Source organism: Merdibacter massiliensis (genome assembly GCF_900155395.1).
In the GTDB taxonomy this organism is placed as follows: domain Bacteria; phylum Bacillota_I; class Bacilli_A; order Erysipelotrichales; family Erysipelotrichaceae; genus Merdibacter; species Merdibacter massiliensis.
The window spans coordinates 1-22,023 of sequence record NZ_LT699710.1 but is presented as its reverse complement, the minus strand read 5'-3'; the positions used below and the strand labels follow the sequence as shown (position 1 = coordinate 22,023).

The window sequence follows — 22,023 nt, the reverse complement described above, 5'->3', positions numbered from 1 at the left end:
TTGAACGAATGAACGTTCAACCTTTTTTTATGCGCTTAATCCTTTTTCTTTTGAGATCTTCATTAATACTTCTCGTACTCTTCTTAAGGCATCAAATACTTTCTCATTGTCTTTATATACACCTAATACCATTCGGAAGCCTCTTTCTCCTCCTGGACCATAGTTGATTCCATCATTAACAGAAACATTGGCCTCTTTCAGCAACCGCGCACAAATCTCGCTACTATTGCCTAATTCGTGAATATCTACCCAACATAGAAATCCTGATTCCGGCAGCGGTACATGTACTCCTGGAATGGAATCTAATAATTCGACTGCTTTATGCCGTCTGGCATCATATGCTTCTCCATAAGCTTTCATAAACGATGTGTCCTGGAATGCCGCAATGATCGCATGTTGTGATGCCGTATGCGTCGCACCTACCACACTGACGGCACATCCATATAATACATCCATCACGACATCATCCGCAATGATCCAGCCTACCCGATAACCGCTTAATCCAAAACCCTTCGATGCCGAGCAAACCGTTACGGTATGTGCCAGCATATCCTTCATTGCTGCCGGAGCAATCATTTTATTTTCAAACGTAAAATCTTCAAATGCCTGATCAACGATCAGCACAAGATCATATTGTAAAACAACTCTTCGGACTGCTTCTAAAGATGCCGCATTGAATACCGTCGTTGTCGGATTGTTCGGATGTGTCAATACGATCATTTTTGTTTTTGGTGTAACCAGACTTTCCAATGTTTCCGGATCGATCTGATATCCATCTTCAGCCTTTAGTTCCATAAACACTGGTTTAGCATTTGCCATCGTGATATTTTGTAAATTATTTGGATAACACGGCGTTGGTACAATGACCTCATCTCCTTCTTCTAAGAAAGGTAACATAGAAAAATAAAGAGCACTGTCGCTACCAGGTGTAATGATGATGTTTCTAGCCGGATCTAGTTCCAAGCCATAACGTTCTTTCCAATGCTCCGCAATACATTTACGTAAAGCAAGATTTCCGGTTGGTGCTGTATAATGACCCCCGTCACATCCATCCATTGCTTTCAGAGCCGCCTCTTTCACATGTTTTGGTACAGCGTCATCGGGTTGAAACGGGTCTGCCCAGCTCATCATATCGACGCCAGCAGCACGCATTTGTTCGAACCCATCTCCTACATCTGCTTTCTCAACTGTAGAAAACAATCCTCCTTCAAACTGCTGGAATGCTTTTTTCATCTTAGATTTCATACATCTGCCTCCTTTGCATATTTCTGCCAGAAATGAAATTCCAAATACCTGCAACGATCAATAATATACCGCCTATGATCGATAATACATCCGGAATTTCATCAAAAGCAACGATACCGATCATAAACGCAAATAAACTTTGTGAATATAAATAGACGGAGATTTTTGTAGAAGGTGCATAGCTGTATGCTACAGATAGGAAAAATTGTGCTGCAGCTGTAACGACACCTAATAAAAGCAATACACCGATTTCAAATGCTCCCAATGGATGCATACCTTGCATCCATGCTAGAGGAAATGAAACAATGACACTGAATACCATGAAGAAAAAAGTAATGGAAAAGGGTGATTCATCTTTTAAGCGACGAACAACGGTATAAGCTAATCCAGCAAAGAATCCGCCGCTCAATGCCAATAATGATTCGATTTGTAAAAATCCACCTGTCGGTTTCAATAAACATAAGATTCCGCTAAACGCAATAAATAAAGACAATACCTGACCTCTGCTCATTCTTTCTTTCAACCATACAACGGCTGCTATTAATGCAAAAATCGTTGAGGTTGAGCTTAACAACGATAAATTTGCGATCGGATAAGAATCTGTTGCTGCCATAAAGACTAGAATCGTAGAGATAAATCCAAATAATGAGCGAAAAAACAAGAATTTAGGTTGTGCTCCTATTAATGGTACCCGCTCTTTCTTGCATAAGATTGCCATGATAATTGCAGCAACCAAAGAAAAATAAAATGTACGTTCAAAACTGCTGAGGTAATATAACACTTTTCCAAGTGCTTGCTGTGAGGAAAAGAGAAAGGAAGTCAACAGCAGAAAGAAGACTCCCTTTTTTATATTTTCGTTTTGCAAATGATTTATTCCTTTGCTTTTAATTTTGCTTGATGTTTTGCTAACATATCAGCAATTTCCTCTTTTGCTTTTTGTGCATCACTATTTTTTACTTGATGACGGAACAATGAACTTAATTCCATCTCCATACTTGCTTTGTTTACACGAAGATCTGCGCTAGCTGGATCATTATAACGTGCACGAATTTGTTTTTCCAGATCCTCCATACTTTCTGGTACAACAAAGACAGCCAATGCATCAGGATAGCGAAGCTTGATTTGGCCTACCCCTTGCGCTTCCACCTCTAACAGTACATTTTTCCCGATTTTCAAAAGAAAATCAATATATGCCAACGGCGTTCCATAATAATAGCCATCAAATTGTGTATACTCTAGCAACTCATGTGAACGAACAGCATCAGCAAATGTTTTACGATTGACAAAATAATAATCAACACCATCTTTTTCTGTATCTTTCTTTGGACGTGTCGTCATAGAAATAGAGTAGAACAAATGCAGTTGATCATCTTCTAGCAAGCAGTCACGAATTGCACCTTTTCCTACGCTGCTGGCACCTGTCAATACAAGTAATGTTCCCTTACTCATAAGTATCCTCCTTATTTGATCAAAGTAATTTTATCGCGATCCTTATATAAGAATTTTACACCATTTTCATCTAATAAAACAGTTTCTTCTGTATAAATATAATAATCTTTTGTCTTACAAGGTACACATACATTTAACTCTAATGCATAGGTTGTATCATTATCTAATACGACATCTCCTCTGATTGGGATTTCTACCTGCTGATTCCACAATCCGATCGTTGGTCCAGGACCATGTCCATACATATTGCATGGATGAGAATACAACGTAGCACGAATACCTTCTTCTTTTGCTTTTTCTAAAGACTCTAATAATACTTCGTTTCCTGTTTTTCCTGCCTTCATGCACTCGCGGACGATATCTTGGAAACGGTTATTTACTTTCATGCCATTTAAAAGATCTTCTGGGATACTGTCTTCTCCTTCTCTTGCAACATAAGCCAGCCGCTGTGTATCTGTACATAAATTCATATAACGGATACCAAAATCACAGTGCAGCAAGTCTCCTCGTTCAATAACACCTGTAATTCGCGGATCATCATTTCCTTCGCGCTGCAAGTCCAAAGTTGGTTCAAACCAATATTCCAATCCCATATCTTTTACTGTCTGCATCATGAAGAATTCAACATCACTAGTCGTCGTTACACCCGGTTTGATAACCTCTGGTGTATACATAGCATTCATTACGGAGAAAGCTGCTTCCACAACTTCAGGAATTAATTTTAATTCCGTTGGCGTACGAATCTCCATTAATTTAATTGGTAAGTTATCATCGCTAACCATACGATCCAACCATTTTTCATCTAATTCTTTCATCCATGATGTATAGATACCCATGCTTAATCCATCACAGAATGCAAAGTTTGCAGATGCGTTGATTGCAATTTTCTGCGGATCATATTGTTCCAATAAACGTTTTAAAGCATCCATTTGACTTTCTTTGCCAAATTGCCAATAAGGCGTATAAAATTCTGTTAAATGTTCATCTGGCATGCTTAAAGAATAACGAATGACATCATCCCCGTCCTTTACAAATGCAAACATCGTAATTCTGCGTGCTGTAGGATACTGAGCTGGCGTCAATGCGCGGAATGTTGGATCCTCATTATACTCTTTTGAGGCATGCAACCACATGTCGACTTCGCTATCCTTCATTACTTTTGGAAGAATCAATTCCAAACGTTCCTTTAAACACTGGTTACGTAATTCATACTGTTCTTTTACACTTCGAATTTTCATAAGTTCCTCCTTCATATGAAATAAGGCACACAGTTTCCTGTGTGCTTTATTTCATACGCCTATCTAAGATAGGCGCAGAATCTTTCACATATTATTCAAAATATGCATGAGTTAAGTCATAATGACCTTCTGGTGAAGAACTGATATTTGTCAAATTCTTAACCTTCAAGAATGGTTCAGTATATCCGAACAGAGGGATAATATATGCATTTTCAACCAAGTATTTTTCAGCTTCATGCATCTTGTCCATACGTTCCTGACCATCTAACTTGTTAGCATCATTGACCATTTGTTCAAATGTAGCATCATCAACTGTGTTAGCTGATGTTGTAGAACCAACATACATGGACAGATAGCACATTGGGTCTAAGTAGTCAGCTGTCATAGCATGACGGCACAATTCGAAGTTACCAACATCACGATCACCGAAGAATGCTTCTTTTTCAGATCCAGACAACTCAAGGTTGATATAGATTTCTTTCAAAGAGTTCTGCATAGCTTCAGCAACTGCTTTATGAGTAGCCAAGTTGTTGTACTTATAAGTAATTGTTAACATATTATCGGCATTGTAACCTTTAGATTCCATGATTTCTTTTGCAGCTTCAACATCATCATCGATCAGTTTGCCACCTTGCTCATAGAAATCATTTCCTTCAGCATCTGGGATACCACTAGGAATCAATGCATACAAATCATAAGAAAAGTCATCGCCATAGCCATAAGCGTTACGAGCAGCGTCACGTCCGATAGCCATAGAAATTGCACGACGGATATCTTTATCCTTCAATGCTTTCAATCCTTCTGTTGATCCATCGTTTTCATCACCTGCATTTACCAATACATAGTAGTTACATACAAATGGATCGATTGCATAAACATGTCCTTGAAGCTGTTCATCACCATTTACCTGTTGAACGTTAACAGCAGTAGCGAAATCAACTTCACCAGAGATGAATGCCTGTGTCTGAGAATCCAAGTCACCCATTACTTTGAATTCCATTGTTTCCAATTTAACATTATCTTTATCAGCATAATTCTCACTCTTAGCTAATGTGATTGCATCTTTGATATTAACACCAGTGATCTGGAATGCACCATTTGTAACGATTGGGTCTTCCTCACTAGCATTTTGTGCCCATTCTGAGCTCTTCAGATCAGAACCTACTTCATTTTTGTTTACTGGGTAGAATACAGTATTGCAAAGCATAGATGTGAAGTAAGGAGCTGCCATCTTCAATTTGATTTCGATCGTTGTATCATCGACAGCACGAACACCCATGTTGGCTTCTACATCTGCCATATCTGTATATGGCATTTCTACTTCTTCCCCTTTTTCATTTGTAACCATATGTGTTGTACCAGCAATATAGTTATACATGAAGTTTCTGTAATAACCTTGTGTAGTCATTGCACGCATCCAAGACCATACGAAGTCTTCAGCAGTCAATGGTGTACCATCGCTCCAAGTAAGACCATCTTTGATCTTGATTGTATAAGTAAGACCATCCTCACTTACCGTTGGTAAATCTGTTGCCAAGTTTGCAATAACGTTACCATCCTTGTCTAATTTGTAAAGTCCATCATAGCATTGTGCTAATACGTTTGCTGTAATGGAATCATCAACGATTGCCGGATCCGGCAATGCAAAGTCTCCGCCGACAGCTACTGTTAAATTTGTTTTACCAGATTCAGCAGTAATGTCACCGCTTCCTCCACATCCAGTCAATGTGCTTGCAACCATTGCAAGAGCTGCTGTGGAAGCTAAGATTTTTTTCATAACCTCTTCTCCTTTCCTAGATTCTCCTAGTTTTCATCGTACATGAAACATGATACTAGGCGGTCCCCAACACGTACAGTTGGCGGCTTTGCCTTGGCACATCTTTCAGTTGCGTTCGGGCAGCGTGTACGGAATACACATCCGCTCGGTGGATCGATTGGACTTGGTAACTCTCCTTCCAAAACGATTCTTTGTTTTTCACGAGCTGTTTTCGGATCTGGGATTGGCACAGCCGAAAGCAAAGCTTGTGTATATGGATGAAGTGGACGATGGTAAACATCATCGCTGTCCCCCACCTCTACCAAGTGACCTAAATACATGACACCAATACGGTCAGAAATATGTTTGACCATACTTAAGTCATGTGCGATGAATAAATAAGCAATTCCCATCTCTTTTTGGATATGCTCCAAAAGATTGATGACCTGTGCCTGAATAGAAACATCCAATGCGGAAATTGGCTCATCACAGACGATAAACTTTGGACGAAGTGCCAATGTACGGGCGATACCAATACGTTGACGCTGTCCTCCAGAGAACTCATGTGGATAACGACGAATATGATCTGGTTTCAAACCAACGATCTCTAGCAATTCACGAACACGATTCTCTCTTTCTTCTTTTGTTTTATAGATATTGTGAATGTCCATTGGTTCACGAATGATCTCACCAACGGTCATACGCGGATTTAAGCTTGCATATGGATCCTGAAAGATCATTTGGACATTTCGACGAAATTCCTTTAAGGCATCTCCTTTGATAGAAGTAATGTCTTCTCCTTTATAATAAATCTTTCCTGCTGTCGGATTATAGATTTTTACGATAGCTCGACCAGTTGTACTTTTTCCACAACCGCTCTCACCAACTAAACCAAAAGTTTCTCCTTCCATAATTTCGAAACTTACACCATCAACAGCTTTTACAACTTTCTTAGGTTTAAACAATCCTCCGCCGGCATTGAAGTGAACCTTGAGGTCTTCCACACGAAGAATTGGTTGTTTTTTATTCTCTTCGCTCATGGTCTACTCTCCTTTCCCTTGTGCATATGGATGATTTAACCAGCAGCTGCAGAAATGCGTTTCGCTGAACTTCTCAGCTTTCGGCATTGCCATCTTGCACACCTTCATTGCCTTTTCGCAACGATCTGCGAATGGACAGCTATCTTCAATATTTAATAAATCTGGCGGTGAACCAGGAATTGGATGCAACTCCTTGCGCTCAATCTCATCCGGATTGGAAATACAGCTCAACAGTCCTTTTGTATATGGATGTTTTGGATTATAGAAGATTTCATCTGTTGTTCCTTCTTCTACGATCTTGCCGCCATACATGATCGCAATACGATCACAAATGCTTGCTACAACTCCCAAATCATGCGTGATCATGATAATACCTGAGTCAATTTCTTCTTTTAAATTGCTGATCAATTCCAAAACCTGCGCCTGAATGGTTACATCCAGTGCAGTTGTCGGTTCATCTGCAATGATGATCTTTGGATCACAGGCTAATGCGATCGCAATGATGATACGCTGACGCATACCACCGGAAAATTGGAATGGATACTGACGGATACGCGTCTCAGGTGAAGGAATACCTACTTTACGCATCAAATCGATGGCGCGATCAATTGCCTCCTTCTTTGATATACCTGGATTGTGGTTTATAATCGGCTCAATAAGCTGTGTCTGAATACGGAGCACCGGATTCAAGAAAGTCATTGGATCCTGAAAGATCATTGCCATCTCATTACCACGAATGCGATCCATTTTTTCTTCATATTCTTTTTTATCTTCGATCATGGCTGGAGAAATCTCTTCGCCATTGATTGTAATAGAACCTTCAGTGATCTTTCCGTTTTGTGCTAGCAAACCCATAACGGAGAACATCGTCTGGCTTTTTCCAGATCCAGATTCACCAACGATTCCCAATACTTCACCTTTGTCTACATGCAGGCTGACATCACGAACGGCCCTTACGATACCGTTATCGGTCGTAAATTCTGTAGTCAGGTGTTTAATATCCAACATTGCCATTGAAAAATCCCCTTCCTACTTCTTTTTCGGGTCTAAGGCATCGCCCAAGCCATCACCGATGAAGTTTAATGCCAACATCGTTAAACAGATAGCAAGCGTTGGCCAAATGACCTGCATCGGCTGTGTCGTCATAAATCGTTTTGCATCATTCGCTAAAGTACCCCAGCTGGCATTTGGTGCTGGAACACCGATACCCAAGAAGCCTAAGAAAGCTTCATTAAAGATAGCACTTGGTACCAATAAGGTAACAGATACGATGATCGGTCCCATACTATTGATGATCAAATGCTTAAACAATATACGTTTTTTGCTGGCACCTAACACAAATGCAGCTAAAGAGAATTCTTGTTCCTTCAACGTCATGACCTGTGCACGTACCTGACGAGCCATACCCATCCAGCTGGAAATACAAATACCCAGCAGGATCGAACCCATACTAGGTTCCAATACAACGGTAATCAAAATAATGTACAACATATCCGGAATAGAATACATCGCATCCACGATTCGCATCATAACCATATCAACTTTGCCGCCAAAATAACCAGAAATTCCTCCATATGTGATACCTACACACATGGAAATTGCTGCAGCAGCAAAACCAACAGATAATGAAATACGACCACCCATCATGACACGAACGAGCAAATCACGGCCTAAATAATCTGTACCCATTGGATGTGCCAATGAACTCATCTGATTGATTGCATCCAGATCCTGTCCATCATACGTATATGGTGAAAAGACTGGAACAAATACACATAATACAATCATAATAGCCAGGAAGATCAATCCGACCATAGCCATTTTGTTTTTTCTGAAACGTCCCCAAGCATCTTTAAAATATGTTTTACTTTCATATGCAATTTTTTCAGCATTTTTACTGGATTCGTCCAGCTTTTCAAACATATCCGGCGTTGGCTCGAAAACAGCTTCTGCGCTTACGCTTGTTGTTGCTTGAGGAGTTGGTGTAATTTCTGTGTTTTTCTTCTTAAACATTTTAATCCCCTCCCTTATTGCAACTTAATACGCGGATCTATAATGGCAGATACGATATCTGTCAAGATATTAAATGTGATGATCAATGCACCTAAGAACAAAGTCAATCCCATGATCATCTGGTAGTCACGATTGGAAATATTTGAAACGAACTCACGTCCAGTACCTGGAATTGAGAATAATGTTTCAACAATGAAACTTCCTGTCAACATAAATGCAAATGCTGGACCGGCATACGTAACTACTGGTAACATTGCATTTTTCAACGCATGTTTTATGACTACCTTTTTATAAGGTGTACCTTTTGAACGCGCTAAGATAATATAATCTTGTTTCATGACCTCTAACATTGAGCTGCGGGTCAAACGTGCGATCATTGAAATTGGATATAGTGCCAATGCAATGACCGGCAAAATATAATTAGCTGGAGTTCGTAAACCAACAAACGGCAATAACTTTAGCTCCACGCCAAATATAATGATCAAAAACATACCTAATAAGAATGAAGGTACGCTGACACCAATGGTTGCGATAAACATACACAAGTTATTTATCCATTTCTTGCTGGACAAAGCAGCCGTTGTTCCAAGAGTAATTCCTACGATCAGTGCAAAACAGAATGTAATGCCTCCTAATCGTGCTGTTACAGGGAACGTTGTTGCAATCGTACGATCAACATACACACCTTCCTTGATATAACTTTCACCAAGATCACCGTGTGCTAATCGACCTAGATATGCGGTATACTGTTCGAAAACAGGCTTATCCAACCCGTATCGTATAATGGCTAATTTCTGCGCCTCTGCTGTACGGTAACGTTCACCATTGACTGGAGAACCAGGTACTGCCTTCATCAAAAAGAAGGTTGCACTTCCCAATACAAACAGAGTGATGAAGCCAATCAATACACGTTTTAACACATACTTTAACATACATCACCAGTTCCTTTTCTTAATATAGTGTAAAGGATACACTATTTTTTGAAAATTTTCAATATTTCTTGCAAGCAATTTACATGAAAATCCCATAAATATTTACATTCTTTAAATTTTGTGTACATATTATTTACATATTTTGCGTAAATGTTCACAAAACGTACACATTTGTACAAGGTTCTTATAATATTACAAGAATTTGTCTATAATTTAGACAAATCCTTGTAAACATTTACATTTTTGAATGTAAAACGCTTGTCACTTCATAGCCATTCTTTGCAAGATCTTCTATCAAACCATCCGTTGCTTGAGAATCAATACGGAAGATGATATCTGCCAGTCCATTTTCATTTTTATAAACACCAATATGCGTGATATTGCATGCATTTCTTACAAAGACTTTGGAAATCTCTCCGATTGCTCCCAATTCATCTTTTACGCTGATCGTGATTCTGCTGCCTTCTTCTCGATATCCAAGAATTTCCAAAAAGGCATTAAACACATCATTTTGCGTCAAGATACCGCTGATTTCTCCATTATCATCCACAACTGGTAAACAGCCGATATCATTTTTCAACATCATCATAGCGGCATCTTCCATTAATGCATTCTCATTGATCGTGATCACATTTTTGATCATGATCGTATCTACTGTTGTTTTCGACAGCAAATAATTTAACTCATAAATGCTTAAGCTGGTTGCTTTGCTTGCACCGCTAGATGAAATCACACCTTCTGTGACTAATCCTACAATTCGTTTTCCATTGACTACCGGCAAACGATGCAGTCCTTTTTCGCTCATCAGATCGACAACCTGTGTTATGGTACTTTCCGGTGCAATGCATACCGGATTCTTTGTCATATTCTCTTTTACAAACATGTTTTATCCTCCTAGATATGCCTTTTGAATCTGTTCACTATTTGACAATTCTTCTCCACTTCCACTTAATACGATATTTCCCGTTTCCATGACATATGCACGATCACAGATAGATAAGGCCATTCGCGCATTTTGTTCAACTAACAAGATCGTAGTACCTTGTTTATTGATTTCCTGGATGATGCGAAATATTTCTTTTACCAATATAGGCGCCAATCCCATGCTTGGTTCATCCAGCAGCAAGATCTTCGGGCGAGCCATCAACGCACGTCCCATTGCTAGCATCTGCTGTTCTCCGCCAGATAGTGTACTCGCGTCCTGGCTGCTGCGTTTTTCTAAAATCGGAAAGCGCTCATAAATTTTTTTCAAGTCTTCTTTGATGCCTTCCTTATCCTTTCGCAGAAAAGCGCCCATCATCAAATTTTCATATACAGTTAATCCGGAAAAGATCCTTCTTCCTTCCGGTACCTGTGTGATTCCCAGTTCTACGATTTGTTTTGCACTATCCTTGTCTAAGGATTTCCCTTCAAAGAGGACATCGCCGCCGCTTTTTTTCAATATTGCACTAATCGCATGCAATAATGTCGTTTTCCCGGCACCATTCGCACCAATCAGCGCAACGATCTCTCCTTGATTCACCTGCATGCTGACACCTTTCAAGGCATGGATCATACCGTAATGCACATGCAGATCTTTTACTTCCAGCATCGCCATATCAGATTTCCTCCCCAAGATATGCCTTGATGACAAACTCATTATTTTTAATTTCCTCTGGTTGCCCGTTTGCGATACATTTACCGTAATCTAATACATAAATTCGCTCACAGATTTTCATGACTAACGACATATCATGTTCGATCAATACGATCGTTATACGGAAATCATTTCGTATCTGATAGATCAGTTTTGTCAAACTGGCTGTTTCTTGCGGATTCATACCAGCTGCTGGTTCATCCAGAAACAAAATTCTTGGTTTTGTTGCCAAAGCACGAGCAATCTCCAAACGGCGCTGTTCTCCATAAGGAAGGTTTTCCGCACGTTCTTCTCGCTTATCATACAAGCCAACCACCTTTAATAACTCTAATGCTTCTCTTTCTACACGCTCCTCTTCTTTATAATAAGAAGGCAAGCGAAGAATTGCCGCAAGAGATCCATAGTGAATGTCTTTATGCATTGCAATTTTTACATTATCTAAAGCACTCATCGATTTAAACAACCGAATGTTCTGAAAGGTCCGCGCCAGACCTAGCTGCGTTACACGATAAGGTTTCATTCCACCAATGCTTGTCATCTTTCCATTGACATTTAATTCAATTTTTCCCTCGCTTGGCTCATATACACCTGTCAGCAAATTGAACAATGTTGTTTTTCCTGCACCATTGGGACCAATAAGACCAATCAATTCTCCTTCATTGATCTCCATACTGACATTGGAAACGGCGCAAAGGCCTCCGAAATTCTTTGTCAGTCCCTTTACACTTAACAATGTCATTTCTTTTTCTTCTCCTTTCTTCTTCCTTTCCACAAAGCAGAGAAGGTAAACTCTTTTGTTCCAAGCAGTCCGCTTGGACGAAAGATCATAATTGCAACCAGTACGATACCATATACGACCATACGGATACTGGAGAAGTTCTGTAACAGCGTATTTAAGATGCCGATAAACACTGCCGCAATAACGCTTCCCGTCATAGAACCCATTCCACCGAATACGACCATGACCAAAATATCGATTGATTTATTAAAAGTAAATAAATCCGGTTTGATGACATAGAAGTTACATGCATATAATGCACCAGCAACACTTGCCAAAATAGCACCAATGACAAAAGCGGTCGTCTTATAACGAGTTGTATTGATTCCCATTGCTTCCGAGGCAATCTCATCCTCGCGGATACTAATACATGCGCGTCCTTGTCGACTTCTGGAATAATTTGTAACAATCATGATACTGATGACCATAAACAGGAACAACAACGGCCAAGTTGTCAATTTCGTGATGCCTGTAATACCTGCAGCACCATTGGTGATCTCCATATTAATGACAATGATACGAATGATTTCCGCAAAACCAAGCGTTGCAATTGCTAAGTAATCTCCGCGCAAACGCAAAGTTGGAATGCTGACGATCAAAGCAGCAATCGTGGAAATAACGATACCGACACCAATACCTAAAGCAAACCCAAGCATGTTTCCCATTGAACGTACGATGATTGCTGCACTGTATGCACCAATACACATGAAACCGGCATGTCCCAAGGAAAATTGACCGCAAACTCCTATGATCAGGTTTAAAGATACTGCCAAGATCACATTAATACATATATTATATAAAGTGATCTGATAATAACTGCCAATGATTCCTACATTCATCAAAAACGTTATCAGTGTAAAGGATGCTGCTGCCAGTAAGATCCAGCAGATGTTCTCTTTTGAAAAATATCTCTTCAACATCTTCTACACCTTCTCTTTCACATTTTTTCCAAACAAGCCGGCTGGTTTGATGATCAGGATCAAGATCAAGATCACATAAACGATTGCATCCTTATATAAGGATGAGCCATACGCGATAACCAGCGTCTCCGCAATACCGATAGAAAGTCCCCCGATCATAGCACCTGGAATGATTCCGATACCGCCAAAAACAGCCGCAATGAATGCTTTTAAACCCGGTGTCATGCCCATCAACGGATTGATTGAATTATAATATACACCGACCAATACACCGGCAGCACCAGCCAAGACACTGCCTACCAAAAAAGTAAATGAAATCGTTCGATCCACGCTGATTCCCATCAGCTGTGCTGCTTCTTCATCCACGCTGACTGCACGCATAGCTCTGCCCATCCGTGTACGATTAACGATATATGTCAAAGCAAGCATCAAAACGATCGTCACCGCAAATATCAAAATTTGTTGTGAAGTGATACGGACACCTCCCAGTTCTAAAGTCAGATTACTTAACAATCCTTCCGGGAACGTCTTAACGTCACTCCCCGCAATAAACTGTGTTCCATACTCTAATATGTAACTGACACCCATTGCGGTGATCAATGCGGTGATCCTTGTCGCATGGCGTAACGGTTTATATGCGATACGTTCGATCAAAACACCTAACACACCGCAAAATACCATTGCTAAGATCATTGCGACAAAGAAATTCAACTGAAAAAAACGCGTAGCATAGAATGCAACGAATGCTCCCAGCATATAGATATCTCCATGCGCAAAATTGATCAATTTGATGATGCCGTATACCATCGTATATCCCAAAGCGATCAGCGCATAGATGCTTCCTAGTGATAATCCGTTCACTAGCTGTTGCAAAAACTGTGTCACTGTTCTCTCTCCTTTCAATAACTTTCACTTTATGCACACTTATGCAAAAAATGGAGAAAGAAGATTCTTTCTCCACATGTTTGTACTGAAATTATTCAGCGTTTGGGTCAACCTCTACCGGGTTTACCTGTACACCATCTTGCAGTTCAACAACAAGAACCTTCTTTGTTGGTGTATGTGCATCATCAAATGTGAAGCTTCCTGTCAATCCACTAAATTGAATATTTTTGATGGCTTCATTTAATTTTTCTCCTGTTGCTCCTGCTTCTTCCAAAGCCTGCAAACCAAGATTTGTTGCATCGTAAGCCAATACAGAGAACATATCTGGTTCTTCATTGTATTCTGCTTTATAAGCTTCGATAAAGCTCAATAGATCATCTGAAGCATTTACTGTTGTATATGCGGTTGTGAAGTACACATTATTCAAAGCAGAAGCGCCTGCCAATTCCGCCAGTTTTGGAGAATCCATTCCATCAGGTCCCAAGATTGTCTGATCTAAACCAGCTGCACGTGCCTGTTTAATGATCAAACCTGCTTCACCATAATATCCTGGAACATACATCACATCAAAATCCATGTCGGTCAGTTTAGAGATAACTGCATTGAAATCTGTATCTCCTTGTACATAGTTTTCACTAGCTACGATTTCTCCGCCTAAAGATTCAAATTTTTTAATAAAATCGTCAGCCAAACCAGTTGCATATTCATTTGCACTATCTGCATAGACAACTGCTTTTCGCTTTCCTAAATTATCATAAGCATAAATTGCCATCGCACTTGCCTGTGCACGATCTTCAAAGCAAGTACGCCATGCATATGGGTAAGCTTCGCCGTCTGATTGAAGCATGCCGTCATTTAATGTAACTGCAGGGCTTAATACCGGTACTTTTGCATCCGTAGATACCGGATATGTCGACAATGCATCTGTAGAAGTAGCCGGTCCAACCTGGAATGCCACCCCTTCTTCTGTCATTAGTTTCGTCGCAATCGACAACGCTTCTGTTGCGTCGCTCTTGCAATCCTGCGATACAACTTCAATTGTATACTTCTTATCTGTACGTTCGTTGTATTGTTTGATTGCCAGCTGACTTCCTTTTTCCATGGCCAAACCATAGGTAGCAGTTTTGCCACTTAATTCATAGTTTAATCCGACTTTTACGGTGTCCCCGTCGTTTAGTTCTGTTGAACCACCACCGCTTTGTCCACAGCCAGCCAATACTGTCAGCATCATTGCACTAGCTGCCAAAATTTTTGGAAATTTCTTCATATGAATCGCTTCCTCTTTTCCTCTTTCATTTCCGAAATGCACACCTATATTATAGATGGTTGTAAATAGTATAAATTGTTTAGAATGCAATTTCAAGGCGTTTGACATAAACAAATCATATTATTTTCACAAACATATCATTTTTCATCAAAAAACTTACATATTTTTTCAATATTTCTTCTATTTTCTTTATTTTATTCTTTCCATGGTGTAATTTTTTAAGTTATTTTTTTATCTTTATCTTGTAACTATTCTTATTTTATGACATACTATAAAGCAGTTATTAGCCAGTGAGGAGGAAAGTGACTGCTAGTAATGAGCGCCTGGACCTACGAGGTTGACGAGGTTGACAGTGATCGAAAGACTCGGCGGGTACTGTCACGGTATGAGGTGAATCGTAAGAACGTTTGACAAAAAGCAAAATTGCCACAAAACATCGTTCATCACCCATGGTGTTTTCATCATGACTGATTATTTCATTTCATCATAATACGATATAGATAGAATTTATCTGATTCAATCAGGTCAGTTTTTTCATATGCTTTTTTATATCTTTTTTATGATGTCCAAATGAAACGGCCATTAAAAAGAACGATCTTCTTGAAGATTCTTTTTATTGTCGTTTTTCAGTACACACCAATGGGAGGAATCAATAATTTTATGTGTGGAATTGTCGGATATAGTTCGTATCGCCAAGATGCGCAAGACGTGTTATTACATGGTCTTTCAACACTGGAATATAGAGGATATGATTCAAGCGGAATTGCATTTTTTGCCTCGAATAATATACAAATCATAAAAAGCCAAGGCAAGGTATCCCGTTTACAAGAACGGGTAGAAAAAAATCCTATTCAATCTTGTTGCGGCATTGCACATACAAGATGGGCAACACATGGAGAACCAAATGAAACAAATGCACATCCGCATCATCAGGGCCATGTCACTCTCGTGCATAATGGAATCATAGAAAATTATCATGAATTATCAAAACAATTAGAAGCACAAGGCTATCATTTCCAATCAGAAACGGATACAGAAGTAGCCTGTGCCTGTATTGATGCTGCTTACAAAAAAACAGGAGATCCGTTAGCCGCATTGCAGCTGGCAAAAGAACAATTAAAAGGATCCTATGCATTTGCTATTTTATTTGATGAATATCCAAACACTGTATATGCGATGCGTTATCAATCACCTTTGATCGTAGCAAAAAATGAATATGCTTCTTTTATTGCGAGCGATATTCCTGCGTTGCTTGCTTATACACGCAGCTATGTCGTATTAGATCAAAAAGAGGTTGCCGTTTTAAAAGGAAATCAAATTCAACTTTTCGATGCGCAGGGAAATGAAAAAGAGCCGGTATATCAAACAACAACAATGGATGTGCAATCCATTCAGAAAAACGGCTATGATCATTTCATGTTAAAAGAAATTCATGAAGAACCGGAAGCGGTCAAAGAGACATTGCAGACATTTGAAAGAGACGGCATCTTATCAAATATTGATCGTCCTTTCACATATGATCGATATGCACATATCATGATCATTGCCTGCGGAAGCGCCTACCATGCCGGCATGATTGCCAAAGAATTGATCGAGTCGGAAGCACGAATGTTTGTACAAGTGGATGTTGCCAGTGAATTTCGTTATCGCAATCCAATGCTAGATCCGCAAACACTTGTGATTCTTGTATCGCAAAGCGGGGAAACGGCTGATACTTTAGCCGCATTGAAATTAGCTAAAGAACGAAACATCGATACTCTTGCTATTGTCAATGTTGTTGGCAGCTCATTGGCAAGAGAAGCTGACTTCGTTGCTTACACGATGGCAAAAGCTGAAATTGCCGTTGCAACAACAAAAGCATATGCAACACAGGTAACTTTACTAGCCTATATCGCTTTACAATTAGCTTCATTGCGCGGACATATGAATGAAGAACGCAAACAGCTGATTCTTGCACAGCTTCATCAATTACCGGATTTTCTTTCTGAAATATTAGAAAATGGCAATTGGGAAGAAAGCGCAAATGTATTAGCCGGTCATGAACATGTCTTCTTTATCGGGCGTGGCCTGGATCATGCTCTCTGCATGGAAGGGTCTCTCAAATTAAAGGAAATTTCCTATATACACAGTGAAGCTTATCCAGCAGGAGAGCTCAAACACGGTACGATTTCTCTAATTGAGGAAGGCACTCCAGTCATTGCCATCGCTACGGAACCACAATTATTTGATAAAACGATCAGTAACATTCGTGAAGTAAAAGCGCGTGGCGCAAAAGTCATTCTTGTATGCAGGGATAATTTCCGTGTGCATAAAGAAGTCTGTGACATTGTCATACCGCTGCCACCTCTGGATCGCATGATCCAGGCAGTGTTGAGCGTGTTGCCATTGCAGTTGATTGCTTATCGCACTGCTGTATTGCGCGGCTGTGAAATTGATAAACCTCGTAACTTGGCCAAATCAGTAACGGTCGAATAAAATTGGTATTTAATGTCAGTTTTATTATCCTATTTCCCAATTTTCTCTCTGACATTAGATATATAGAAAGGATACCCTTTCATAAAAAAAGCATCTGTGGTGGATGCTTTTTTTAAAATAAAATTTGTAAAGCAATATTGGTCATTCCATTAAAGACCACATTTCGTAATTGCAATAACGGCCCATTGATCACGTTTGTTAATAATAACAGAAATATGATGCCAGATAATAAATACTCATTACGCAAAAACCATTCATAAACAGAATCTGGCAACATGCCATATAAAATTTTCGAACCATCCAATGGCGGGATCGGTATCATATTGAAAATCGCCTGTCCCAACGATAAAACCGCCGTGTAATTCAACAGCTCGCTCAAGTAGCCAAAAACAGAATAAAATAAATCATTTGTTACTAAAATATGACCATATTTCAGCATCAAAACGAAAAGAAAAATGCATATAAAAGAAAGAATGAAATTGGCAAGCGGACCGGCAAAAGCAGTCCAGACCATTCCTGTTTTTGGATCTTTATAATATCCTGCATCTACTCTGACCGGTTTGGCCCAGCCAAAACCGGCAAATAACAAAGCAAGCGTACCAAACAGGTCTAAATGACGTAAAGGATTTAAAGACAAGCGCCCATCTTCCTTCGGTGTTGGATCTCCCATTTTATATGAAACATAGCCATGAGCAAGTTCATGTAATGTAACACTGATCAAAATTGCAGGAACAACATATATCAATGTTCGAATGTTCAGCATGACAAACCTCCTTGTATAGATAGTTTTTATTATAGAGACTATCCTATCCATTTTCAACCTATTCTTACTATTCTAAATAAGTTGGTTTCCTATTTACTTTTCCGTTATAATATTCCTATAGAATCCTTATATGAAAGGTGGTATCGTATGCGTATTTTAATTGCTGAAGATGAACATGATTTGAATGATCTTATTGCCCAACGGCTGACCAAAGAACATTATAGTGTTGATTCTTGCTACGACGGTGAAGAAGCAATCGATTATATTCGAATGGCAGATTATGATGCAATTATATTAGATATCATGATGCCAAAAATCGATGGTCTCACTGTATTGAGAACATTAAGAGAAAATGGAAATAACGTGGCTGTCCTTTTATTAACAGCAAAAGATAGCATAGATGATCGAGTAAAAGGGTTAGATGCAGGAGCAGACGACTATCTGATCAAGCCTTTTGCTTTTGAAGAACTATCGGCAAGGCTCCGTGTTTTATTGCGAACGCCGCAACAGAAACAAAACGAACTGCGTGTCGGTGATCTGTGTGTTTCTTTGGACACCCATCAGGTAACACGAAGTGGAAAAGAAATCACATTATCATCAAAAGAATATACCTTATTATGTTATATGATGCGCAATGCTGGAAATGTGTTAACAAGAGAACGTTTGGAACAGCATGTATGGAATTATGATTATACCGGAGCATCCAATGTAATTGATGTTTACATCCGCCATCTCCGCAAAAAAATTGATGATGGTTTTGATCAGAAACTGATTCATACGATACGTGGTCATGGCTATGTATTAAAGGAGACTGCATGAAACGATTATCATTAAAGGCTCGTCTTGCCATGTTATATACGATCATCATGATCTTTCTGTTTGTGATCACTTGTTCTCTTTTGTTTTCACTCAGCTCACAAGTGATACTAAGTGATGCACAAGATCTGCTACAGGATCGGGTTTCTTCCTCTTTTGATGCTGTCACGCAACGGCAAGGAAGACTGGAATTTGATTCTGATCTTTTGCAGGTAGAAGAGGGTGTTTATCTATCTGTATATGATACAGGCGGAGAATTATTATATGGCCGTTTGCCTTATCACTTCACGTATGATCTTCCTTTTCAAATTGATGAAATACGGCGTATTGATACAGATGATCTATCTTATTATGTATTAGACATGTCATTTACGATCCATAATGAACAATTATTGATACGCGGCGTCATCTCCATTACTGATGCAGAACGCAACTTTCGTTTTATTCTACAGTTAGCACTTATTTTATTCCCTGTTTTCATTGCGATCAGCGCTGTTTTTGGTTATCTGTTAAGCAAACGGGCTTTGGCCCCAGTAAGCCAGATCACCGCAACCGTACAACGAATCCAAAAAGAAAAAGATTTAAGTCAGCGTGTACAATTAGGAAAAGGAAAAGACGAAATCTATACATTAGCTGCAACTTTCGACACAATGTTGGATAAAATCGAAGAAACCGTAAAAAGAGAACGCCAATTCACAAGCGATGTTTCACATGAATTGCGTACACCTCTCAGTGTGATGATGATGCAATGCGATACGATGCTTTCCCGGCAAGATCTAGATGCAAAAACTCGCTCGCAAGTAGAATTGATCCAAAAGAAGGTACGATCTCTCTCGCATATGATTTCGCAGCTGCTTCAGCTTTCTCGTGCCGATCAAGGACGAGAACAGCTGCAGAAAGAAGAGTTTTCTTTCAGTGAGCTTTGTGAGAGCGTGGCAGAGGAATACAAAGAAATAGCAAATGAAGCTAAAATCTCTTTGCTTTCCGAGATTGAAAATGATATCTTCATTGTTGCAGATCAAACATTATTGATTCGAATGCTTGCGAATTTACTGCAAAATGCAGTCACTTATGGAAAAGAAAATGGACATATCTGGTTTACAGTTACCAAAAAAGAAGAAATTTCCATCACCATCAAAGATGACGGTATCGGAATCAGCAAAGGAAACTTGCCGCACATCTGGGACCGCTTCTATCAAATTGATCCCGCACGAAGCCGGCTTGACAGCAGCGGCTTAGGTTTATCCATGGTCCAGTGGATCATTCAAGCCCATGAAGGACACATTCAGGTCGAAAGCACACTTGGCACAGGCACCACATTCTTCATCACCCTGCCAGCAAAGAATCAATCACAATCTTTCTAAGGAAAGGAGCATCCTATGAAACAAAATATTTTTTACATCATTTCTATAATCTTCTTGATCATCTGCTTATCTGGTTGCGGATCAAATATGATCAGCAGTCAAGAAGCAGAACAGCTTGCATTAGACAGCACAGGTACCGCAAAGGAAGAAATAGCTTCGATGAAGATCGAATCATCAACATTGGATGGTAAAGATACCTATGTTGTTGTCTTTTCTACCTCTGAAAAGACATACCAAGTCATTCTTACAAAAGAAAATGGTGAAATTTTACGATCTTCTTTCCAAAGCATACCATCTTCTCCTGCCCAGTCAGATAATGACACGACGGGAAATGATTCTGTTCAAAACTCTGCTGATAAAACATTAGAGGATGCCAAAAACATTGCTTTACATGATGCAGGAATTGACGCATCTGCTGTTACTTTTACAAAAGAGGAAACCGAACATGAGGATGGTTTTGCAGTTTATGAAATTGAATTCCAAACAACAGATGCTTACTACGAATATAAGATTTCTACAAGCGGTACGATCTTAGAATCGGATCAAGAATTATTTGATTATCGCAATGCGACAGGAAATGAAATAACCATAGATGAAGCAAAACAATTAGTGCTTGCAAAAGCAAATAGTTCCAACAGCAACAACTTGTATATCAAAGAAGAATGGGACGATGGCATGCATCTCTATAAAGGAGAACTCTACGAGAATAATGCCAAGTATGAATTTGAAATTGATGCCAGCAGCGGTACTTTCTTAGAATGGAGCATGGATTACAGAGATTAAATCTAATAAAAAGTTGTAACTAATTTGATGACAACTCAGGTCTAGCTACAACTTTTCTTTTATAAAAATGCCCCTGTAATACTTTCTTTACATTTCGAAATAGCATCAGGAGGGCCTGCTGCAACGATTTTTCCACCTGCATTTCCGCCCCCTGGTCCCATATCAACGATATAATCTGCATGACGCAATATATCCAAGTCATGCTCAATAACAATGATCGTAGCTCCTTTTTGAATCAAAGATCGAAAAACTTCCAGCAGCACTTTCACATCAAGTGGATGCAAGCCGATCGTCGGCTCATCAAATACAAATAATGTATCCGTTTGTGTTCGTTGTATCTCTTGTGCTAATTTTAAACGTTGTGCCTCTCCTCCTGATAGATGAGGCGTCTCTTCACCTAATGTCAAATAGCCTAAACCCAAATACTGTAACACTTTTAATTTTTCATAGATCGTTTTCACATCTTCAAAATAAGGTATTGCACTGTTTACATCCATTGCCATTTGCTAATGTGCGATAAAGAAGTAATAGAAGTATAAAAAATTTTGCCGTTCCTATCCGGCACTTGGCCATTGTGTCGGATAGGTCGGGCGGTTATTCGGGCAAGTCAATCTTGCCGACAAAGCTGTAATAAATCTCAATGTCCTGCCTGCGGGTGCCGTT

The 22,023-nt window shown here is 39.4% G+C and carries 21 protein-coding genes; 4 read left to right on the top strand and 17 right to left on the bottom strand.

Annotated features, from left to right (window positions below; all coding sequences use genetic code 11):
* Window positions 1-27 precede the first annotated feature (27 nt).
* From BQ9859_RS01980 to BQ9859_RS01910, 15 genes are all read right to left on the bottom strand, one after another.
* Complete coding sequence (locus tag BQ9859_RS01980) at window positions 28-1,245, bottom strand: pyridoxal phosphate-dependent aminotransferase (protein ID WP_075876604.1); 1,218 nt, start codon at window positions 1,243-1,245, stop codon at window positions 28-30.
* Complete coding sequence (locus BQ9859_RS01975) at window positions 1,235-2,110, bottom strand: DMT family transporter (RefSeq protein WP_075876602.1); 876 nt, start codon at window positions 2,108-2,110, stop codon at window positions 1,235-1,237. The genes BQ9859_RS01980 and BQ9859_RS01975 overlap by 11 nt, the downstream gene beginning before the upstream one ends.
* A gap of 5 nt (window positions 2,111-2,115) precedes the next feature.
* Window positions 2,116-2,694 carry a guanylate kinase gene (gene gmk / locus BQ9859_RS01970; protein ID WP_075876600.1) on the bottom strand — a complete coding sequence of 193 codons (579 nt, stop codon included), beginning with the start codon at window positions 2,692-2,694 and terminating at the stop codon, window positions 2,116-2,118.
* A gap of 11 nt (window positions 2,695-2,705) precedes the next feature.
* Window positions 2,706-3,932: a M24 family metallopeptidase gene (locus BQ9859_RS01965; RefSeq protein WP_235846372.1), complete on the bottom strand. Its 1,227-nt coding sequence runs from the start codon at window positions 3,930-3,932 to the stop codon at window positions 2,706-2,708.
* A gap of 91 nt (window positions 3,933-4,023) precedes the next feature.
* Entirely contained in the window at window positions 4,024-5,709 is a 1,686-nt protein-coding gene (locus BQ9859_RS01960; RefSeq protein WP_075876596.1) for a peptide ABC transporter substrate-binding protein, read from the bottom strand.
* Between the two features lie 26 nt (window positions 5,710-5,735).
* Window positions 5,736-6,728: an ABC transporter ATP-binding protein gene (locus BQ9859_RS01955; protein ID WP_075876594.1), complete on the bottom strand. Its 993-nt coding sequence runs from the start codon at window positions 6,726-6,728 to the stop codon at window positions 5,736-5,738.
* A 3-nt stretch (window positions 6,729-6,731) separates the two neighbouring features.
* Window positions 6,732-7,742 (bottom strand): ABC transporter ATP-binding protein, encoded by a 1,011-nt coding sequence (locus tag BQ9859_RS01950; protein WP_075876593.1) that lies wholly within the window; start codon window positions 7,740-7,742, stop codon window positions 6,732-6,734.
* 15 nt (window positions 7,743-7,757) lie between these two features.
* Window positions 7,758-8,741, bottom strand: coding sequence for an ABC transporter permease (locus tag BQ9859_RS01945; RefSeq protein WP_083662605.1), 984 nt, complete (start codon window positions 8,739-8,741; stop codon window positions 7,758-7,760).
* A 14-nt stretch (window positions 8,742-8,755) separates the two neighbouring features.
* Window positions 8,756-9,673, bottom strand: coding sequence for an ABC transporter permease (locus BQ9859_RS01940; protein ID WP_075876591.1), 918 nt, complete (start codon window positions 9,671-9,673; stop codon window positions 8,756-8,758).
* 235 nt (window positions 9,674-9,908) lie between these two features.
* On the bottom strand, window positions 9,909-10,556 hold the full coding sequence (locus BQ9859_RS01935; protein WP_075876589.1) for a CBS domain-containing protein: 648 nt from the start codon (window positions 10,554-10,556) through the stop codon (window positions 9,909-9,911).
* A 3-nt stretch (window positions 10,557-10,559) separates the two neighbouring features.
* The gene (locus BQ9859_RS01930; protein WP_075876629.1) at window positions 10,560-11,264 is read right to left on the bottom strand and encodes an ABC transporter ATP-binding protein; all 705 of its coding nucleotides are present in this window, start codon (window positions 11,262-11,264) and stop codon (window positions 10,560-10,562) included.
* 7 nt (window positions 11,265-11,271) lie between these two features.
* Entirely contained in the window at window positions 11,272-12,048 is a 777-nt protein-coding gene (locus BQ9859_RS01925) for an ABC transporter ATP-binding protein (protein ID WP_075876588.1), read from the bottom strand.
* Window positions 12,045-13,007: a branched-chain amino acid ABC transporter permease gene (locus BQ9859_RS01920; RefSeq protein WP_456237768.1), complete on the bottom strand. Its 963-nt coding sequence runs from the start codon at window positions 13,005-13,007 to the stop codon at window positions 12,045-12,047. The genes BQ9859_RS01925 and BQ9859_RS01920 overlap by 4 nt, the downstream gene beginning before the upstream one ends.
* A 3-nt stretch (window positions 13,008-13,010) precedes the next feature.
* Window positions 13,011-13,892 carry a branched-chain amino acid ABC transporter permease gene (locus tag BQ9859_RS01915; protein WP_075876586.1) on the bottom strand — a complete coding sequence of 294 codons (882 nt, stop codon included), beginning with the start codon at window positions 13,890-13,892 and terminating at the stop codon, window positions 13,011-13,013.
* A 91-nt stretch (window positions 13,893-13,983) separates the two neighbouring features.
* On the bottom strand, window positions 13,984-15,159 hold the full coding sequence (locus BQ9859_RS01910) for an ABC transporter substrate-binding protein (RefSeq protein WP_075876584.1): 1,176 nt from the start codon (window positions 15,157-15,159) through the stop codon (window positions 13,984-13,986).
* A 570-nt stretch (window positions 15,160-15,729) separates the two neighbouring features.
* On the opposite strand from BQ9859_RS01910, the gene glmS reads away from it, so the two are divergent.
* Complete coding sequence (glmS, locus tag BQ9859_RS01905) at window positions 15,730-17,634, top strand: glutamine--fructose-6-phosphate transaminase (isomerizing) (protein ID WP_235846371.1); 1,905 nt, start codon at window positions 15,730-15,732, stop codon at window positions 17,632-17,634.
* 112 nt (window positions 17,635-17,746) lie between these two features.
* On the opposite strand, the gene BQ9859_RS01900 is transcribed toward glmS, so the two are convergent.
* Window positions 17,747-18,397, bottom strand: a complete 651-nt coding sequence (locus tag BQ9859_RS01900) for a site-2 protease family protein (RefSeq protein ID WP_075876580.1) — start codon at window positions 18,395-18,397, stop codon at window positions 17,747-17,749.
* A gap of 147 nt (window positions 18,398-18,544) precedes the next feature.
* On the opposite strand from BQ9859_RS01900, the gene BQ9859_RS01895 reads away from it, so the two are divergent.
* The 3 genes from BQ9859_RS01895 to BQ9859_RS01885 are packed head-to-tail and all read left to right on the top strand — an operon-like array spanning window position 18,545 to window position 21,360.
* A complete protein-coding gene (locus BQ9859_RS01895; RefSeq protein WP_075876578.1) occupies window positions 18,545-19,216 on the top strand; it encodes a response regulator transcription factor in 672 nt (223 codons plus the stop codon).
* A complete protein-coding gene (locus BQ9859_RS01890; RefSeq protein WP_075876576.1) occupies window positions 19,213-20,577 on the top strand; it encodes a sensor histidine kinase in 1,365 nt (454 codons plus the stop codon). The genes BQ9859_RS01895 and BQ9859_RS01890 overlap by 4 nt, the downstream gene beginning before the upstream one ends.
* A 15-nt stretch (window positions 20,578-20,592) precedes the next feature.
* Complete coding sequence (locus BQ9859_RS01885) at window positions 20,593-21,360, top strand: PepSY domain-containing protein (RefSeq protein WP_075876574.1); 768 nt, start codon at window positions 20,593-20,595, stop codon at window positions 21,358-21,360.
* 59 nt (window positions 21,361-21,419) lie between these two features.
* Here the strand turns inward: BQ9859_RS01885 and BQ9859_RS01880 are convergent, their stop codons facing one another.
* Complete coding sequence (locus tag BQ9859_RS01880; protein ID WP_075876572.1) at window positions 21,420-21,857, bottom strand: AAA family ATPase; 438 nt, start codon at window positions 21,855-21,857, stop codon at window positions 21,420-21,422.
* Window positions 21,858-22,023: the final 166 nt, after the last annotated feature.

Coding starts and splice junctions, on each gene's coding strand:
- BQ9859_RS01895 (WP_075876578.1), top strand. CDS start 18,545: ATGCGTATTTTAATTGCTGAAGATGAACATGATTTGAATGATCTTATT.
- BQ9859_RS01945 (WP_083662605.1), bottom strand. CDS start 8,741: ATGTTTAAGAAGAAAAACACAGAAATTACACCAACTCCTCAAGCAACA.
- BQ9859_RS01910 (WP_075876584.1), bottom strand. CDS start 15,159: ATGAAGAAATTTCCAAAAATTTTGGCAGCTAGTGCAATGATGCTGACA.
- BQ9859_RS01890 (WP_075876576.1), top strand. CDS start 19,213: ATGAAACGATTATCATTAAAGGCTCGTCTTGCCATGTTATATACGATC.
- BQ9859_RS01955 (WP_075876594.1), bottom strand. CDS start 6,728: ATGAGCGAAGAGAATAAAAAACAACCAATTCTTCGTGTGGAAGACCTC.
- BQ9859_RS01920 (WP_456237768.1), bottom strand. CDS start 13,007: ATGTTGAAGAGATATTTTTCAAAAGAGAACATCTGCTGGATCTTACTG.
- BQ9859_RS01925 (WP_075876588.1), bottom strand. CDS start 12,048: ATGACATTGTTAAGTGTAAAGGGACTGACAAAGAATTTCGGAGGCCTT.
- BQ9859_RS01980 (WP_075876604.1), bottom strand. CDS start 1,245: ATGAAATCTAAGATGAAAAAAGCATTCCAGCAGTTTGAAGGAGGATTG.
- BQ9859_RS01940 (WP_075876591.1), bottom strand. CDS start 9,673: ATGTTAAAGTATGTGTTAAAACGTGTATTGATTGGCTTCATCACTCTG.
- BQ9859_RS01935 (WP_075876589.1), bottom strand. CDS start 10,556: ATGTTTGTAAAAGAGAATATGACAAAGAATCCGGTATGCATTGCACCG.
- BQ9859_RS01880 (WP_075876572.1), bottom strand. CDS start 21,857: ATGGATGTAAACAGTGCAATACCTTATTTTGAAGATGTGAAAACGATC.
- BQ9859_RS01885 (WP_075876574.1), top strand. CDS start 20,593: ATGAAACAAAATATTTTTTACATCATTTCTATAATCTTCTTGATCATC.
- glmS (WP_235846371.1), top strand. CDS start 15,730: ATGAAACGGCCATTAAAAAGAACGATCTTCTTGAAGATTCTTTTTATT.
- BQ9859_RS01900 (WP_075876580.1), bottom strand. CDS start 18,397: ATGCTGAACATTCGAACATTGATATATGTTGTTCCTGCAATTTTGATC.
- BQ9859_RS01960 (WP_075876596.1), bottom strand. CDS start 5,709: ATGAAAAAAATCTTAGCTTCCACAGCAGCTCTTGCAATGGTTGCAAGC.
- BQ9859_RS01965 (WP_235846372.1), bottom strand. CDS start 3,932: ATGAAAATTCGAAGTGTAAAAGAACAGTATGAATTACGTAACCAGTGT.
- BQ9859_RS01930 (WP_075876629.1), bottom strand. CDS start 11,264: ATGCTGGAAGTAAAAGATCTGCATGTGCATTACGGTATGATCCATGCC.
- gmk (WP_075876600.1), bottom strand. CDS start 2,694: ATGAGTAAGGGAACATTACTTGTATTGACAGGTGCCAGCAGCGTAGGA.
- BQ9859_RS01950 (WP_075876593.1), bottom strand. CDS start 7,742: ATGGCAATGTTGGATATTAAACACCTGACTACAGAATTTACGACCGAT.